Origin of the sequence: Desulfofundulus australicus DSM 11792 (assembly GCF_900129285.1) — a bacterium.
GTDB classification, from domain to species: Bacteria; Bacillota; Desulfotomaculia; order Desulfotomaculales; family Desulfovirgulaceae; genus Desulfofundulus; species Desulfofundulus australicus.
The window spans coordinates 156386-171630 of the sequence record NZ_FQUW01000005.1 but is presented as its reverse complement, the minus strand read 5'-3'; the positions used below and the strand labels follow the sequence as shown (position 1 = coordinate 171630).

Below are 15245 nucleotides of genomic sequence, written 5' to 3'. Positions count from 1 at the left end.
TAGGCCGTCGAGCAGCCAGCGCAGTTCCCGGCGGCTAATGGCAATAGTTGAAGAAGTGCTTCTTTCCGGCCAGGGGAATTTACCTTTCTCCAGCCGGCGGTAATAGAGCCAAAACCCATTGTGGTCCCAGTGGAGAATTTTAATTTTGTCCCGCTGCCGGTTACAGAAGACGAAAAGGCAGGAAGAGAAGGGGTCCAGCTCAAACCCTTCCTTGACCAGCACGGCCAGCCCGTCGATGGACTTGCGCAAATCGGTGGCACCGCAGGCGAGGTAAACCCGGTTGATACTAAATTCATTTAGCATAACGCTACCAGCACCTTAACTACCTGAGAAAGCAAGGCTGGATCAAAGCCGGGTTTAACCTCGATGTTGGCCGGTCCTATTTTGACCAGTAAAGTATGGTCCTCTTCTATAAATGACTGGTTGCTTATTTCCACCGGCAACCACCGGTTTGATTTTCCTGGGGTAACTCCGTTCCGGTCATTAAACTTTCGCAGCCAGTACCATAACTGCCTGGGGCTGATGCCTTCATGGGCGGCGCACCATTCTCTGACGCTTTGCCCACTCATCTTGTATTCGGCTATTCGGGTTTCCCATAGCGCTTCCCGTTCGGCTTTGGTCATAAGAAAAAATCCTCCTCATCGAGCTTATTTTTTGAGGAAGATTATCCCTTAAACTTGGGTATTGTGCCAAGGTGGGTTGTGTTTGACGCTTACGGAAGTTCCGGGCCGGGTTGTGTTGCGATCACTCTCCCAACCGGTTATACTATAATCAAAAGCACATTTGGGAGTGATAGCAATGCATATAGTGAATGTGACAGATATCCGGAGGAACATCCGCGAGATTCTGATGGAAGTAATTCGCACAAAAGAACCGGCGGTTATCCTCCAGAGGTCAAAGCCGGTTGCTTACCTGGTGGATGCTGAAACATTCGAGAAGACGCGTAAGTTGAATGAGATGGACCTGTTGACTCAAACCAGAAAAGAAAGCCTGGACAGGATACTTCAGTTAAGGGTTAAGATGGCAAAGAAGGGGGGTGTAAGGGGTGATTCGGTTCAACTGATCCGTGAACTTCGGGAGGGGTTGAACCGCCATGAGTAACTATATCTGCCTGGATACCTCGGTTTTGATCAAATTATTCATTCAGGAGGAGGATAGCGATAAAGCTACGTTATTATTGCAAAGGATCATTGACCAGGGGCAGCTCATTGTGCTGCCCGCATTCGCCTGGGCCGAAATAGGAACTGTTCTGAGAAAGAAGCGTAGAAGGGGGGAATTGGCTGTTCAGGAAGCGGACGATCTGTGGTTGGAGTTCCGGCAATTTCCCGGGATAGAGTACTTTAATGATGACTCGATAATGGATCTGGCCTGGAAAATTAGTCGCCACTTCGATATGCCTACGCTTTACGATGCAGCTTTTCTGGCGGTTGCTGAGGTGGTGGAAAGGAGAACCGGGGAAACATGTGAATTCTGGACGGCGGATGAAAAGCTGGTCAATCTCCTGAACGGGCGAAGGAAATATGTGAGATTTTTAAAGGAATTAAATTAACCGGTATTTAATCCCCATGACCTGTTACCAGGATAAACCAGGAGCTGACCTGATCGAAGAGGTATTTGGACAGGCTTTCTCAGGTAAGGCAATATTTATATTTCGTTCATGAGTATTCTTGAGATTGCTTATCCGGTCATATCCAGGGAGAATCTGGATGAGGCAACAAAACTGGTTATCCAGCCAAGGGAATTGCCACTGGAAGAAGTCTGGCCTGACGGGGAGTTGCTCTGGCTGGCCGCACAAATATGAAATCCTCTGGCAATGCTCAACATGATCCGGCCAGGCAGCCGGATTATTTTTGTGCGCACCCGAGCATGGTCGTGGTCTATTAAAAGCATATCAGTGTTTCTTCCTGAAAAGGACTTCCCCATTGCCCGGCGAATTCATTACCTCAGCTTTCCAAATTCTATCGGAGGTGTATTATGCTTACCAAACTTCTGGCCAGCATTGGCATTGGTTCTGCCAGGGTGGACCTGGAGGTGGCGGGGACTGCGGTCCCCCTGGGCGGGATCCTGAATGGGGCCATCAGGATCCAGGGCGGGAACGTGGAGCAGCGGGTGAACGGGATCTACATCAACCTTGTCCTCTCCTCGGCGTACAGGGCCGGGGATCAGACCAGGAACATTCGCCGGACCATCGGTACCGTTAGGGTGGGGGAGGAAATGGTGGTCCGCCCGGGGGAGGAAAGGGTCTACCCGGTGAGTTTCCAGATCCCCTTCGGCCTGCCCATTTCCAGGGGCCGGACCAGGTACTTCCTCCAGACGGGGCTGGACATACCCCAGGCCATTGACCCGGTTGACCATGACCCCATTCAAATAGTGCCCAACAGGGAATTCAAAATGTTCTTTGAAGCCCTGAAAGCCCTGGGTTTCCGGGAAAAGCGCGGCTCCGGCGATTACAACGGCCGCTTCCAGGAGTTTGAGTACCGTCCGACCACTTATTTTGTCCGGGAACTGGATGAAATCGAGGTTTATCCCGTGGCCGGGGAGAGGGAACTGGAGGTGGTCATGCAGATCGACAAAAAGGCCCGTGGCCTCTTCGGGTCCCTTCTGGACGAGCTGGACCTGGACGAAAGATTTGTCCGGTTTACCATCCCTTACAGTGAAATGGACAGTGTAAACGGGCTGGCTGGAATGCTCAGGAATATTATTGAAAGGGAGTACCGGAAGATTATTTAACCGGTAATTTCCCGGCCCGGTGGGGTTACTTTATCATCTTCCCCAGCCTGAAGATGGCTTTTCCCATTTTAAACGGTATGGTCAAAATATAGCCGGCGGTCCTGCGGGATACGTTTAAAGCAGCACGGCCAAAGCCTTTCATCAACTGCCCCGAGATCAGGATATCTCTTTCCAGATAATCCAGGCAGAGGTTGGTATTCTCCAGGTGTCTTTTCAATACCTCTTCGGGGCAAGCCTTCAGGGAACGCCGTAATAATTTTAAGGTGAAGTGGACGTTGTCAAACTGTCCGGCCAGCGGAATGATATCGGGGATCAGGTCCACCGGGGAAATATTATAGGTCAGGGCCAGGGCTAAGAACAGCCTGGCCCTGGGGGGAACATCCTTATCCCTGTACAGCCCGTAAATAAGCCTGAAGTAGGCGGGCATCCTCTTGAGCACTTCAAAGATTTCTCTCTTCCTGACTTCACCCATAGCGCGGCAGACCCCCCGCTAACGTAATCCATGAAAAGACTTTTTCTCCGTGTCCATGGCGAAAACCTTGTTCTTCCGGCGCATGCCGGATTATTTTTTCTTTCAGGGCGAGCAGCACCAGGTCCCGCGTAGTAAGCCCTTCTCTTTTCCTGGCCATGTTCGTTCTCTCCACATTTAGAATTTAGAACGGATTGATATACCTTCCATAGTATGTGCATGATGGGTAAGGGCATACGCACATCTTTTCCACGCTGGAGCTCCTCCGGACCCGGCACCGGCCGGACAGGCATTTTACAAAGCTCCCCGGTTGTGGTAAATATAAAGAGACATAAAGAAGGGCTAAGAGGAAGACAAGGAGAGTTCGGGGACGATGAAGCTGAAGGTGATCCCGGAGGATTTCGTGGTCAGGGAGCTGGCCCGTCTTCCTCTCCGGGAAAGGGGGCCTTACCGGCTCTATCTCCTGGAAAAGAAAGGATGGAACACCATCGATCTTTTGATCCGGCTGGCAAAGGCACACGGCCTTCCCTACCGCCTTTTTGCTTACGGGGGATTGAAGGACAGGCATGCCCATACCTTTCAGTACGTTACGGTTAAGCATCCCGCCAATTTAACCACCGGGGACAAAAACTTTTTCTTCCAGAGCATTGGCTATATGGACAGGCCCATGGGGCCCGATCTGCTGGAGGGAAACGAGTTTGCCATCACCATCCGCGCCCTCAGCGCGGAAGAGGTATCCCGCATCACCCGCCGGGTGGATGAGGTCAGGGGCTTCGGCTATCCCAATTACTATGATGACCAGCGTTTCGGCAGCATGGACCGCCAGATGGGCTTCATGGCCGAGAGGCTGCTGAAAAAGCATTATAACGGCAGCCTGCAGGTATACCTTACCGGTATCTACCCGGAAGAAAAAAAAGAGGCCAGGGAACGGAAACGCTTTTTCCGCGAACACTGGGGTGACTGGCCGGCCTGCCTTTCCCGTGCCAAAACCACCATGGAGATGAAAATGTTCTCCCTGCTGGCGGAGAAACCAAAGGCCTTTGTTGAGGCGCTGCAGATGATTCCCCGGGAAGAGCTTTCGCTTCTCTTTTCGGCCTACCAGAGCTTTCTGTTTAACGAGCTTTTGAGAAGGATCTTGCAGGAAATGAACCTGAATCTCGCGGCCGTTCCGGGAGTGGCCGGACCCTATCTTTTTTACCGGCGCCTGGAAAGAAAAGAACTGGCTTATTTAAAGTCCCTTGCCCTTCCACTGGCCGCCAGCCGCATGGAATTTCCCGATGCCCGTACCGAGCAACTCTTTGCGGACATCCTGGAAGAAAGGGGCATCAGGCGCAGCAGTTTTAACCTCCGCAAGGTGCGGCAGGCCTTTTTCAAGTCCACCCCCAGGCAGGCCATAGTTTTTCCCGGCGATTTGCGCCTGGAGCCTGCGGAACCCGATGACCTTTACCCCGGCAGGCAGAAAATCCGCCTGTTCTTCAGGCTGCCGCGCGGGAGCTACGGGACGATGCTCATCAAAAGGTTGACCATGCCCTGAGGAGCAGGAATACTCCGGGGATGGGCCGGGAGGTTATGCTTTTGAGATGCCACTGGCAGAATACGCGGTGAGGTGAGGAAAATGGCGGGGAAAGGTGGCCAGCGCCTGGACAAAGTGCTGGCCCATATGGGGTTTGGTACCCGTAATGAGGTTAAGAAGCTGGTTAAAGAGGGATGGGTCACGGTTAACGGGGAGCCGGTGGGTAACCCCGGGTTCCATGTTTTGCCCGGCCGGGATCAGATCGAGGTGGACGGGGAGCCGGTGGTGTACAGGCAGCATATTTTTTTAATGCTCAACAAGCCGCAGGGCTTTCTTTCGGCCACCGAAGATAAATTTGCCGAGGTGGTGGTGGACCTGCTTCCACCCGAGTATCGTTTCTTTCACCCGTTTCCGGTGGGCCGGCTGGACAAAGATGCCGAGGGCCTGCTTTTGCTTACCAACGATGGTAAACTGGCCCACCAGTTACTTTCACCCAGAAAACACGTGCCCAAAGTCTATTATGTCATTATCAGCGGGGTGGTGACGGAAGCCGATGTGGAGGCCTTCCGCCGGGGAGTGATCCTGGACGACGGCTACCGGACCATGCCCGCCGAATTAAAAATTCTCAGTTCCGGGCCGGAATCCAGGGTGGAGTTGACCATCTACGAGGGGAAATACCACCAGGTGAAGCGCATGTTTGAAGCCGTGGGCAAGAAAGTGGTTTATTTGAAACGTATTGCCATGGGACCCCTGGTGCTGGATGAGCGCCTGCAGCCCGGGGAATATCGTGAATTGACGGAAGAGGAAATAAAAATGCTTCGGGAATGGGTCCGCAGATCATCCGGTAAATAAATGGTGATCAATATCACAACTGCGGCGTGAGCCATTTAATATCTTCCCTGAAAATGAGTGCAGTACCATTGTTTAAAATGGCAGCCGGGTAGTTAAAATAACTCCGGTCAATTTTTAATCCGGGTGCTGTAAGGGAGGTTTTTTTAATGGAAGTAATTAAAATTTCGGAATTACCGGTATCCACTAACCCCCGGGGGGTAAGTGCCAGGAAGGTGCTGGAACGAGACGGTCTTGTCATCATGAACCTGCTGCTGAAGCCGGGCGAAGTGGTAGAAGCCCATGTAACGCCGCAAAATGTGGTCTTTCAGGTGACCCGGGGCAGGGGGGTAATCACAATTGGGGAAGATGAATCGCCGGTGGAAGAGGGTGAACTCGTCTACAGCACAAAGGGTATTCCCCACGGATTAAAGGCGGCACCGGATCAGGAATTTCACGTGCTGGTATGGAAGCTTCCAACCGCGTAAAAAAAGATGGCCTGAAAATCTTCTTGACATATTTTCTTCCGGCGTGATAGCATTTTGCCAGGCATATTTCGGATGCGTACCTGTTTGGAGACAGCCAATGGAAAAGAGTTGAGATGAGGTGAGCCGAGATGAGTGGATGGGGTTGAGCAAACCAACACTCATCGGGTGTTGGTTTTTTATTTTTATCTTGCGACATCCAGTTTGGCCACTGGGGAGGCACATTTAATGGCAGTTCCTGGAAAAATGCTCCTGATGGGTAACGAGGCCATCGCCAGGGGGGCGGTGGAAGCGGGGGTGCAGGTGGTGGCGGGTTATCCCGGCACCCCTTCTTCGGAAGTCCTGGAAACCCTGGCCCGCTTTTCCCGGGACTATGGCTTTTATGTCGAATGGTCGGTTAACGAGAAAGCAGCCCTGGAAGTGGCGGCCGGGGCAGCCTACGCCGGAGCCCGGGCCATGGTGACCATGAAGCAGGTCGGACTGAATGTGGCGGCGGACCCCCTGATGACCCTGGCCTATATCGGTGTGAAGGGCGGGCTGGTTCTGGTGGTGGCGGACGACCCGGGGCCCCACAGTTCCCAGAACGAGCAGGATACCAGAAAGTTCGCCCATTTCGCCGGTCTGCCCGTCCTGGACCCTTCCACCCCTCAAGAAGCGAAGGATATGACGGTGGCGGCTTTTGAAATTTCCGAGCGGCTGGGGCTGCCGGTGATCCTCAGACCCACCACCAGAACCTGTCACGTTTGCCAGGATGTTATCCTGGGTCCCCTGCCTGCTGCCAGAAACCAGTGCCGCTTTGAAAAAAATCCGGGGTGGGTGATCCTCCCTGCCCTGGCTTATAAAAAACATATCTGGCTCAACCGGAAACAGGAGGAGATGGCCCTTTTGTTTAACAGTGTGCCCTTTAACCGGGCCGAAATTAAGGGGAAAACCGGCATTGTCGCTTCCGGTGTGAGCTACAATTACGTGCTGGAGGCCCTGGAAATGCTGGGCCTGGAGGCATCCCTCCTGAAAATAGGGACCCCCTACCCGCTGCCCGGAGATCTGGTGCTGGATTTTCTGTCCCGGATGGAGCGGGTGCTGGTGGTTGAAGAGCAGGAACCGGTGGTGGAGGACCAGATAATCCACCTGGCCTGGCGCCATAAATTACCGCTGGCCGTGGCGGGCAAAAATGACGGGCTGGTACCGCGGGAAGGGGAGCTGGATACGGACAGGGTGGCTGCCGCCCTGCGGAAATTTTTCGGCCTGGAGGAAGAAAAGCGGGCTGCGGGTGCCGTCCACCCCGTTCCCGAGCTGCCCTTAAGGCCCCCGGTCCTTTGTGCGGGGTGCCCCCACCGGCCGGTTTTCTATGGCTTCCGGGAAGCCTTGAAGGATTACGACCCGGTCTTTACCGGGGACATCGGGTGTTACACCCTGGGGGTTGTTCCACCCCTGAACGCCCTTGATACCTGCCTGTGCATGGGGGCGAGCGTTACCATAGCTTCCGGCCTTTCCCGTGTGGAACGGGGGCGCAAGCACGTGGCTTTTCTGGGCGACTCCACCTTTTTTCATGCCGGGGTGACGGGCCTGATCAACGCGGTTTACAACAATGCCGACATCACCCTGGTGATCCTTGATAACAGTACCACCGCCATGACGGGTCACCAGCCCCATCCGGGAATTGGTAAAAGAGCTTCCGGCGACCCGGCCAGAAAAATAGATATTGCCGGGCTGGTCAGGGGATGCGGTGTGGAGCACATCCTCCAGGTGGATGCTTATAACCTGGGGGAAGTCATGCAGGCCGCCAGGGAAGCGGTGGAACATGAAGGTCCCTCTGTGGTCATCGCCCGCAGGGAGTGCGTGGCTCTGACCGGGCCGGGCGGTCGCTACCGGGTGGATGCGGAAACCTGCGTGGGATGCCTGACCTGCGTGGAAAGCTTTGGCTGCCCGGCTCTGAACAGGGATGATGAAGATAGGATAAGTATTTCTGAAAAATGTACCGGATGCGGCGTCTGTGCCCAGGTTTGCCCGGCAGGTGCCATCGAGGAGGAGGAGCAGCTGTGAAATTTGACCTGGTCATTGCCGGAGTGGGCGGCCAGGGAACGGTTCTGGCTTCCCGGGTGATCGCCAGAGCTGCCATGGAAGCCGGGTGGCAGGTCAGAACTTCTGAAACTATAGGCATGGCCCAGCGGGAAGGCTGCGTGGTGAGCCATGTCCGGGTGGGGGATAGGCTGGCGGGCGCCCTGATTCCGGACGGCAGGGCCGATGTCCTGCTGGGATTTGAACTGGCGGAGGCGGCCCGGGCTTTGAAAAAACTTGCCGCCGGGGGCAGGGCCATTGTCAATGACGAGGTAATTATGCCCACTTCCGTTTCGGCGGGTTTATCCCGCTACCCGGTTCAGGATATAAGGAGATATCTGGAGGAAGAACTGCCGGGGGTGTGTTTTCTGAAAGCTTCCGCCCTGGCCAGGGAGGCGGGAAATATCAGGTGCGCCAATGTGGTAATGCTGGGGGCGCTGTCGACTTTTCCCGGCCTTCCTTTCACCCCGGAGGGGCTGCTGGAAGCGGTGCTGGAAACCGTGCCCAACCGGTACAGGGATATTAACCGGAAGGCTTTTGAAATAGGCCGCCGGGCCATGGGGGTGTATTAAATGGCTTTAAAAGCTGCCGAACTGGGCGGGGGCCGTTTTGATTTCGAGGCCCTGTATGAGATGCAGGGGACGGCGCTGCGGGAAATGGTTCAGCGGGTGTACCGCAACTCTCCCTTTTACCGGAAGAAGCTGGATGAAGCGGGGGTGGATCCCGCTTCCATTAGAACAATAAACGATCTGGACCGGGTACCTTTTACCGACAAGCACGAGCTGCGCGATGCCTATCCCCTGGGGTTGATGGCCGTTCCCGAAAAAGAAGTTGTGCGCATCCACTCTTCTTCCGGTACCACGGGCAAGCCGGTTATTGTACCTTATACCAGAAGAGATGTGGATGCCTGGGCCGAAATGATGGCCCGCTCCCTGGCCATGACAGGGGTGAGCAGCCGGGACAGGGTGCAGATTACCCCCGGCTACGGGCTGTGGACGGCGGGTATCGGCTTCCAGGCCGGCGTGGAACGGCTGGGCGCCATGGCCATACCCACCGGTCCCGGGAATACGGAAAAACAGATGGAAATGATGATCGACCTGAAGACGACCGTTTTAATCGGCACCTCTTCTTACGGCCTCCTGCTGGCGGAAGAGGCCAAAAAGAGGGGGGTGCTGGATCGAATCAAACTCCGTTTGGGCATCTTTGGCTCGGAGCGCTGGGGCGACAAGATGCGCCGCCGCATTGAAGAAATCTTCAATATAGAAACCTATGATATATACGGGCTCACCGAGGTTTACGGGCCGGGGATTGCCATTGACTGCCCCTACCACAGCGGCCTTCACTACTGGTCCGACCATCTCCTTTTTGAAGTTATTGATCCCGTTTCGGGCAGGCAGCTTCCTCCGGGAGAAGAGGGAGAGCTGGTCATCACCACCCTCACCAAGGAAGGTATGCCCCTGCTGAGGTACCGCACCCATGATATCACCCGGCTGCTGCCCTACAGGTGTCCCTGCGGGAGCGCGTACCCCATGATCGACCGGGTTCTCGGCCGGACCGACGATATGATCAAGATTAAGGGCGTAAATATCTACCCCGGCCAGGTCGACCATGTCCTTAAAATTACAGAGGGGGCCGGCAGTGAGTACCAGATCATACTTACCAGGAACGAAGGTAAGGATCATATGCTGATCAAAATAGAGGTGGAAGAAGGAAGAGATCCCCGGGAAGTGGCCGGGGAGTTCAAGCGCAACATGAAATCCCGGATTGGCGTTACCGCCGACGTGGAAGCGGTTGCCCCTGGCACCCTGCCCCGGAGTGAGAAAAAAAGCAAGAGGGTTTTTGATTACCGGGAATTATAGAATGGAGTTGAACAGGCCGGTCTGCAAACCGGCCTGAAAATTTTTCCGGCCAGCTCTAGCCGGCGTTTTCCAGCAGTGCTGCCGGGAAGTGGCGGAATACTTCCGCCAGGGAGAGGGAGCCCTTTGCGGACGAGTTTACCTCTTCGCCGGTAAAAATGTTAATCCACCGGTGCGGGGCCCGGGCGGGCAGGAGCAGGGCAGTTTCCCCCCATATCTTCTCCCCCAGGGGAAACTGGAGTTGCGGTTCCCGGCCGTTCAGGCAGGCCACCAGGCGGGGTACAACCACCAGGGCCCAGCTTTCACCCGCCCGGCGGGCAAAAGCGCACAGGTGCCGCTGCAGCGGGCCTGCGGCCTGGAGGGGAATGTATTCACCGGCCTGGAAAAGTTCCCGCCTCGCCCGGCGGAAGTGCAGGGCTTTGTAAGTGAGATAGAGCTTCACGCGGCCGTCCGGCCAGGTGGATAAAAGTTCTTTTGCCAGGGCCAGCGGCCCGGCGAAATTTTCCTTTTCCTTAAGCCCGGTCAGGAGGCCCATCCGGCGGGAAAAATCCACCGGGCGGCGGTTGTCCGGGTCCACCAGGCTGAAGTTCCAGAGCTCCGTCCCCTGGTAAAAGTCCGGGATGCCCGGTGAGGCTATCTTCAGCAGCACCTGGGCCAGGGAATAAATGGCGCCGTAAAAAGCAGTTATTTTCTGGAACTCCAGAAAATCCTGCCGGAACCGGTTGTTCTTATCATCTTCCAGGATGGTTTCCACAAATTTCAGCAGGGCTTCTTCGTAGGCCGGATCCGGATTCAACCAGCTGGTTCTGGTCTTGGCTTCCCGGGCGGCTTTAAGCAGGTAATCCCGCAGCCGCTGCTTGAAGCTGTCCAGCTCTCCTTCCTCCAGGGGCCAGGCCCCCAGCAGGGTCTGGTAGATGTACAGTTCCATATTTGCTTCGGGGACCGGCTGGCCCTCGATAAGGGGCTTTTTGTTCCGGTTCATTTCCTGCCAGCGTTCCAGGCGCCCGGCAAACAGGTGGGGAATTTCTGACAGGACGTGCAGCCGTGCCCGCACATCCTCGCTGCGCTTGGTATCGTGGGTGGAGGTGGCGTTGAGGGTGTGGGGCTGGCACCGGTATCTTTTTAGATTGCTCCGGTGAAATTCTGCCACCTCCAGGCCCCGGGTGCCGGGATTCCCGCCCACCTCGTTCAGCGATATGAGGCGGTTGTAAATATATAAAGCCGTATCTTCGAACCCTTTGGCCATGGCGGGGCCGGTGAACTGCTGCCAGCGCATGGAAAATTTCAGGGCGGCAGCACGGTCCTTAACTTCGAGCAGCAGCACCCGCCGCAGGAAATCAATGGCCCTTTTTAGTTCCGGGTTTAACCTGCCGGCCTGCTCCACCGCCTGGAGGATAAAGTCCCTGTCCATGTCTGATACTGCCTCTTCCCGGATGTAGGTCCGGTAAACCGGGAGGCAGGCGGTAAGGGCTACCAGGGCTTTTTCCAGTTCCTTCAGGGAGAGATCCCGGCCCCGGGGGTCGGCGGCTGCCAGGGGGTCCAGCTGGTGCACCAGCGCCCGCACTTCCCCGGCAAAGAGCTCCCGCAGCACCTTTTTTTTGCAGGTATAAACCACTTCTTCAAAGGCGGGAACCTCCCGTTCTGCCCGGCGGTAAACCGCCTCCAGAATGTCCAGGCCATCCCCGTTGGTGTAGAGGGCATTTAAAAGGTTTAAAAAATCATACCCCGTGGTTCCGTAAACCGGCCACTGCGGGGGTAATTCTTCGTTTCCGGTGAGGATCTTTTCCACCACCACGAAAAAATTGTTTCTGGCCGGCGAACCGCCGGTGCTGCCGGCAGGCTGGAGACGTGCCTGCAGGCGCTCAAGGTAAGCCTGCGGGTCGCGCAGGCCGTCTATATGGTCGATGCGGAAGCCCGTTACCGCTCCCTGGCGGGCCAGTTCCAGTACCAGGGAGTGGGTGGCTTCAAAAACCCTTTCCTCCTCCATCCGCAGGGAGACCAGCTCAGCCACATCAAAGAAGCGCCGGTAATTAACCTCTTCCCTGCCCGCCTTCCAGAAGGCGAGGCGGTAGTACTGCCCGCTGAGGATTTCGTCCAGCTTCTCCTTCTGGTTGTTGATCAGGAGCAGGGCCTCGTTCAGCAGGTCCCTGGCAGGAGGTTTCTGGGTATACAGCCGCCACAATTCTTCTACCGCCCGTAAAAATTCCTCCCGGCCGGGGGAGCGCAAAAAGACGCCGGCAAGTCTCTGCAGTTCACCTGTCACCCCTGCATATTCCAGGATCTCCCCGTGGGAGGCGGGCTTTAAAGGGAGCCACTGCTGGTGGTAGGCCACGCCGAAGCCCATCCCGGTCAGGGTAAGGGAGAGTTCCCCTTTCTCCAGAACATCACCATATGGAGAGCCCAGGATGGGCAGGAGTAACTTGCCGGCCAGGGAAGTTCTCGCCGGTTGCCAGTCCAGGTCAAAATATGCGTCATAGGGAGAATCAGGCCCCCAGCGGAGGAGATCAAACCACCAGGGGTTTTCCGGGCTGGCGGCCATATGGTTTGGCACCACATCCAGGAGCAGGCCCATCCCCCGTTCGTGCAGGGAAGCGACCAGGGTACGCATTCCTTCCTCCCCCCCCAGTTCCGGGTTGATGCGGGTGGGGTCGGTCACGTCATAACCGTGGGGACTGCCCCGCCGGGCGCCCAGCAGGGGAGAGGCGTATATATCCGTAATACCCAGGGCATGCAGGTAGGGGACCAGTTCCCGGGCCCTGGTGAAATCGAACTCCCTGCTGAACTGCAGGCGGTAGGTGGAAACCGGGATCCGCACGGGGGTCATGGCATTTCCTCCCTCACCTGTTCCTTTTAATGCCCAGGCAATCTCCCAGGGAGCCGAAGCGTTCCACCCAGGTTCTGGCTTCTTCATCCCCCTGGTCGGCTTTCTGGCGCAGGTCCTGGTAGATGGTTTGCAGCAGGCAGTAATAATTGTTCTGCACTTTCCACATATCCACCTCGAAGGGCAGGGAACGGACCAGGTTGCAGGTTGTGGCCAGGTGCTCGAGCAGGGAGAGGTCGGTGGGATGCCTGCGCAGTTCCTCTCCCAGTTTATTCAGGGTTTTCTTAAGGGCATAGCTCAGGGAGGCCCCATCTAGATTAATGCTGGTCATCCTGGCTTCTTCCAGCAGGGCTTTAATACGCTCCAGGTCCAGGAATTTTTCCGAAAAGGCCTGGCGCAGGCTGGTATTGATAACAAATTCGGCGGCCGCCCGCAGGACATTGGGCTGGGGAATGTTCAGTTCCTGCAAAAGCCGCATTAAAGGAGCGTGGCGCTCGTATATGCGCCGGTAGTCGCCGGCCACCTCTTCCAGGGTGGAGTCCAGAATGACATCCAGGATCTCCCGCTGCTTGTCCCGGAAGAGATGTTTTAAAGAGAAAGTGCTGCCATGGAAATACTGGTCTAAAAGGCGGACGACTTCCGGGAAATCAACCCGGTCAAAGGCCCCGGCCACTTCTTCCACCATCTTGCGGTAGCTTTCCTCGTCCTGGTATACCCGCACCCCGCCGTTAATGCTGGGGTAGCCAAAGTTGACCACGCCATAAACAATAGTTACCCCTTCCCGGGTAATTTCCGAGGTGACGCGAGCCTTGCCCAGGGTCAGCTTGGCCGCCCCGGCCAGGCGGTTGATGCTGTCCTCCCGCAACACGGTATAGGAGTATATGCGGGAATGTTCGTCATAGGATTCGAACAGCGAGGAAATGGCGTAGTGGGCTCCCACTTTGACCAGGTCCACCATGGCCGGTTTGGCGAACTTTTCATAGACGTGTGCGCCATCCTTATGTTCGGGTATGTTGCTCTTGGCCTGGGAGAGTATTTCCAGGAAAGGTTGCTCCAGGGATTTCCCGAATAATTCCTGGGCCAGCTGGATCACCCTGCAGGCATACTGCAGCACCTGTACCGTTTCGATACCGGAAATTTCGTCAAAAAACCAGCCGCAGCTGGTGAACATGAGCATGGCGTGGCGCTGCATTTCCAGGAGTTTGAGGACCCGTACCTGTTCGTTTTCTTCCAGCGGGCGGGCGGCGTGTTTATTCAGGAAGCGGTTCAGGCTCCCGGTTGAACGGTCCAGGATTACCTCAATATAGTCGTTACGGGCGGCCCAGGGATCCTTTAAAAAGCGGCGTGCTTCCTCCTCGTACATGGGGGCGATGGTGTTGCGCAGCCAGTTTAGGGCGTTGCGCAGGGGGGCCCGCCACGCCTGGCTCCATCCCGGGTGCTGGCCGGAATTGCACCCGCAGTTGTTGCGCCATCGTTCCACCCCGTGGGCACAGCTCCAGGCGGTATTTTCATTAATCTCCACTTCCATAGTGGCCGGGTGTTTTTCCAGGAACTCCCCGTAGTTGGTTATGCGGGCTGCCTTATTGGTTTCTATGTAATTAAGAGCGTAGGCCAGGGCCATATCTCCATGCGGGTGGTGGTGGCCGTAGGTTTCCCCGTCGGTAGCAATGTGGACCAGCTGGGTTTCGGGGCGGCCCGTATTGAAGGCGCTGATCAACCTCCTGGCGAAATTCTCCCCGTTTAAGAGCAGGCCTTCAAAGGCCACCGCCCGGGAAATATCGGCGTTATAAAAGAAGACGCTGATGGTGCGGCCCGATGCGGGCAGGTTGATGAGGTAGGGGACGGTGGGATCGATACCCCCCGGCCCCACATCCTGCCAGGTATCGGTGCCGATCCTGCGGAATCTCCGGGCCTGGTAGGGTGCCAGGATGGTAAAGCGGACACCCTGTTCGGCCATAATTTCCAGCGTTTCCAGATCCACCGCTGTTTCCGGCAGCCACATGCCTTCCGGGCGGCGCCCAAAGCGGTATTCGAAATCCTTAATGCCCCAGATGACCTGGGTGTATTTGTCCCGCCGGTTGGCCAGGGGCATGATCATGTGGTTATAGGCCTGGGCCAGGGCGGAACCGTGTCCGGAAAATCTTTCCCGGCTGAGGCGGTCGGCTTCAACGATAGCCCGGAGGACTTCCGGCTCGTGTTTCTCCATCCAGGAAAGCAGGGTGGGGCCGAAATTGAAGCTGATCCTGCTGTAGTTGTTGACGATTTTTCTGATCCAACCGTCGGCGTCCAGTATGCGCGAGGCAGTGTTGGGTTCGTAGCATTCAGCGGTAATTCTCTCGTTCCAGTCGTGGTAGGGGTAGGCGGAATCCTGAAGTTCCACGTCCTCCAGCCAGGGATTTTCCCGGGGTGGCTGGTAAAAGTGCCCGTGAATGCAGATATAGCGTTCCACTGGTATCCCTCCAGTATCGATTTTCCTTCCCCGGCA

The 15245-nt window shown here is 56.0% G+C and carries 16 protein-coding genes; 9 read left to right on the top strand and 7 right to left on the bottom strand.

All coding sequences use genetic code 11. The annotated features are described in order from the left end of the window. Both tnpB and tnpA read right to left on the bottom strand, forming a co-directional pair. Window positions 1-303 (bottom strand): IS66 family insertion sequence element accessory protein TnpB (gene tnpB, locus BUB44_RS01705; protein WP_073162677.1); only part of this gene is annotated, 303 nt, incomplete at its 3' end. Beyond that, entirely contained in the window at window positions 297-623 is a 327-nt protein-coding gene (gene tnpA, locus BUB44_RS01700; protein ID WP_073162675.1) for an IS66 family insertion sequence element accessory protein TnpA, read from the bottom strand. The genes tnpB and tnpA, both read right to left, overlap by 7 nt. A gap of 175 nt (window positions 624-798) precedes the next feature. Here tnpA and BUB44_RS01695 point away from each other — a divergent pair, with 175 nt between their 5' ends. Together BUB44_RS01695 and BUB44_RS01690 are read left to right on the top strand one after the other, a co-directional pair. Continuing rightward, window positions 799-1101, top strand: a complete 303-nt coding sequence (locus BUB44_RS01695; protein ID WP_027355673.1) for a type II toxin-antitoxin system Phd/YefM family antitoxin — start codon at window positions 799-801, stop codon at window positions 1099-1101. Continuing rightward, window positions 1094-1549 carry a type II toxin-antitoxin system VapC family toxin gene (locus BUB44_RS01690; protein WP_027355672.1) on the top strand — a complete coding sequence of 152 codons (456 nt, stop codon included), beginning with the start codon at window positions 1094-1096 and terminating at the stop codon, window positions 1547-1549. Before BUB44_RS01695 ends, BUB44_RS01690 begins: the two co-directional genes overlap by 8 nt. A 128-nt stretch (window positions 1550-1677) precedes the next feature. On the opposite strand, the gene BUB44_RS01685 is transcribed toward BUB44_RS01690, so the two are convergent. Then, window positions 1678-1890: a hypothetical protein gene (locus BUB44_RS01685; protein WP_073162673.1), complete on the bottom strand. Its 213-nt coding sequence runs from the start codon at window positions 1888-1890 to the stop codon at window positions 1678-1680. A gap of 84 nt (window positions 1891-1974) precedes the next feature. Between BUB44_RS01685 and BUB44_RS01680 the strand changes: the two genes are divergently transcribed. Then, complete coding sequence (locus BUB44_RS01680) at window positions 1975-2730, top strand: sporulation protein (protein WP_073162671.1); 756 nt, start codon at window positions 1975-1977, stop codon at window positions 2728-2730. 25 nt (window positions 2731-2755) lie between these two features. Here the strand turns inward: BUB44_RS01680 and BUB44_RS01675 are convergent, their stop codons facing one another. Together BUB44_RS01675 and BUB44_RS15295 are read right to left on the bottom strand one after the other, a co-directional pair. Beyond that, entirely contained in the window at window positions 2756-3202 is a 447-nt protein-coding gene (locus BUB44_RS01675; RefSeq protein WP_073162670.1) for a YkvA family protein, read from the bottom strand. Further along, window positions 3195-3359 (bottom strand): hypothetical protein, encoded by a 165-nt coding sequence (locus tag BUB44_RS15295; RefSeq protein ID WP_165610987.1) that lies wholly within the window; start codon window positions 3357-3359, stop codon window positions 3195-3197. Before BUB44_RS15295 ends, BUB44_RS01675 begins: the two co-directional genes overlap by 8 nt. A gap of 213 nt (window positions 3360-3572) precedes the next feature. Between BUB44_RS15295 and truD the strand changes: the two genes are divergently transcribed. From truD to BUB44_RS01645, 6 genes are all read left to right on the top strand, one after another. Further along, a complete protein-coding gene (gene truD, locus BUB44_RS01670) occupies window positions 3573-4733 on the top strand; it encodes a tRNA pseudouridine(13) synthase TruD (protein ID WP_073162668.1) in 1161 nt (386 codons plus the stop codon). Between the two features lie 81 nt (window positions 4734-4814). Further along, on the top strand, window positions 4815-5564 hold the full coding sequence (locus BUB44_RS01665; protein WP_027355666.1) for a pseudouridine synthase: 750 nt from the start codon (window positions 4815-4817) through the stop codon (window positions 5562-5564). Window positions 5565-5710: 146 nt separating this feature from the next. After that, window positions 5711-6028 carry a cupin domain-containing protein gene (locus tag BUB44_RS01660; protein ID WP_027355665.1) on the top strand — a complete coding sequence of 106 codons (318 nt, stop codon included), beginning with the start codon at window positions 5711-5713 and terminating at the stop codon, window positions 6026-6028. Window positions 6029-6253: 225 nt separating this feature from the next. Then, window positions 6254-8068 (top strand): indolepyruvate ferredoxin oxidoreductase subunit alpha, encoded by a 1815-nt coding sequence (gene iorA / locus BUB44_RS01655; protein ID WP_073162666.1) that lies wholly within the window; start codon window positions 6254-6256, stop codon window positions 8066-8068. Beyond that, a complete protein-coding gene (locus tag BUB44_RS01650; RefSeq protein WP_027355663.1) occupies window positions 8065-8655 on the top strand; it encodes an indolepyruvate oxidoreductase subunit beta in 591 nt (196 codons plus the stop codon). Before iorA ends, BUB44_RS01650 begins: the two co-directional genes overlap by 4 nt. Window positions 8656-8715: 60 nt before the next feature. Then, window positions 8716-9942: a phenylacetate--CoA ligase family protein gene (locus tag BUB44_RS01645; RefSeq protein ID WP_407637320.1), complete on the top strand. Its 1227-nt coding sequence runs from the start codon at window positions 8716-8718 to the stop codon at window positions 9940-9942. Window positions 9943-9997: 55 nt separating this feature from the next. On the opposite strand, the gene treY is transcribed toward BUB44_RS01645, so the two are convergent. Both treY and BUB44_RS01635 read right to left on the bottom strand, forming a co-directional pair. Beyond that, window positions 9998-12763, bottom strand: coding sequence for a malto-oligosyltrehalose synthase (treY, locus tag BUB44_RS01640; protein WP_073162664.1), 2766 nt, complete (start codon window positions 12761-12763; stop codon window positions 9998-10000). A gap of 13 nt (window positions 12764-12776) precedes the next feature. Further along, the gene (locus tag BUB44_RS01635) at window positions 12777-15209 is read right to left on the bottom strand and encodes a DUF3536 domain-containing protein (protein WP_073162663.1); all 2433 of its coding nucleotides are present in this window, start codon (window positions 15207-15209) and stop codon (window positions 12777-12779) included. Window positions 15210-15245: the final 36 nt, after the last annotated feature.

Bases quoted from the DNA above. Each gene is read 5' to 3' on its own strand.
- BUB44_RS01660 (WP_027355665.1), top strand. From the start codon at position 5,711: ATGGAAGTAATTAAAATTTCGGAATTACCGGTATCCACTAACCCCCGG.
- BUB44_RS01695 (WP_027355673.1), top strand. From the start codon at position 799: ATGCATATAGTGAATGTGACAGATATCCGGAGGAACATCCGCGAGATT.
- BUB44_RS01645 (WP_407637320.1), top strand. From the start codon at position 8,716: ATGCAGGGGACGGCGCTGCGGGAAATGGTTCAGCGGGTGTACCGCAAC.
- BUB44_RS01675 (WP_073162670.1), bottom strand. From the start codon at position 3,202: ATGGGTGAAGTCAGGAAGAGAGAAATCTTTGAAGTGCTCAAGAGGATG.
- BUB44_RS01690 (WP_027355672.1), top strand. From the start codon at position 1,094: ATGAGTAACTATATCTGCCTGGATACCTCGGTTTTGATCAAATTATTC.
- truD (WP_073162668.1), top strand. From the start codon at position 3,573: ATGAAGCTGAAGGTGATCCCGGAGGATTTCGTGGTCAGGGAGCTGGCC.
- BUB44_RS01665 (WP_027355666.1), top strand. From the start codon at position 4,815: ATGGCGGGGAAAGGTGGCCAGCGCCTGGACAAAGTGCTGGCCCATATG.
- BUB44_RS01680 (WP_073162671.1), top strand. From the start codon at position 1,975: ATGCTTACCAAACTTCTGGCCAGCATTGGCATTGGTTCTGCCAGGGTG.
- BUB44_RS01685 (WP_073162673.1), bottom strand. From the start codon at position 1,890: ATGCTTTTAATAGACCACGACCATGCTCGGGTGCGCACAAAAATAATC.
- BUB44_RS15295 (WP_165610987.1), bottom strand. From the start codon at position 3,359: ATGGCCAGGAAAAGAGAAGGGCTTACTACGCGGGACCTGGTGCTGCTC.
- tnpA (WP_073162675.1), bottom strand. From the start codon at position 623: ATGACCAAAGCCGAACGGGAAGCGCTATGGGAAACCCGAATAGCCGAA.
- treY (WP_073162664.1), bottom strand. From the start codon at position 12,763: ATGACCCCCGTGCGGATCCCGGTTTCCACCTACCGCCTGCAGTTCAGC.
- iorA (WP_073162666.1), top strand. From the start codon at position 6,254: ATGGCAGTTCCTGGAAAAATGCTCCTGATGGGTAACGAGGCCATCGCC.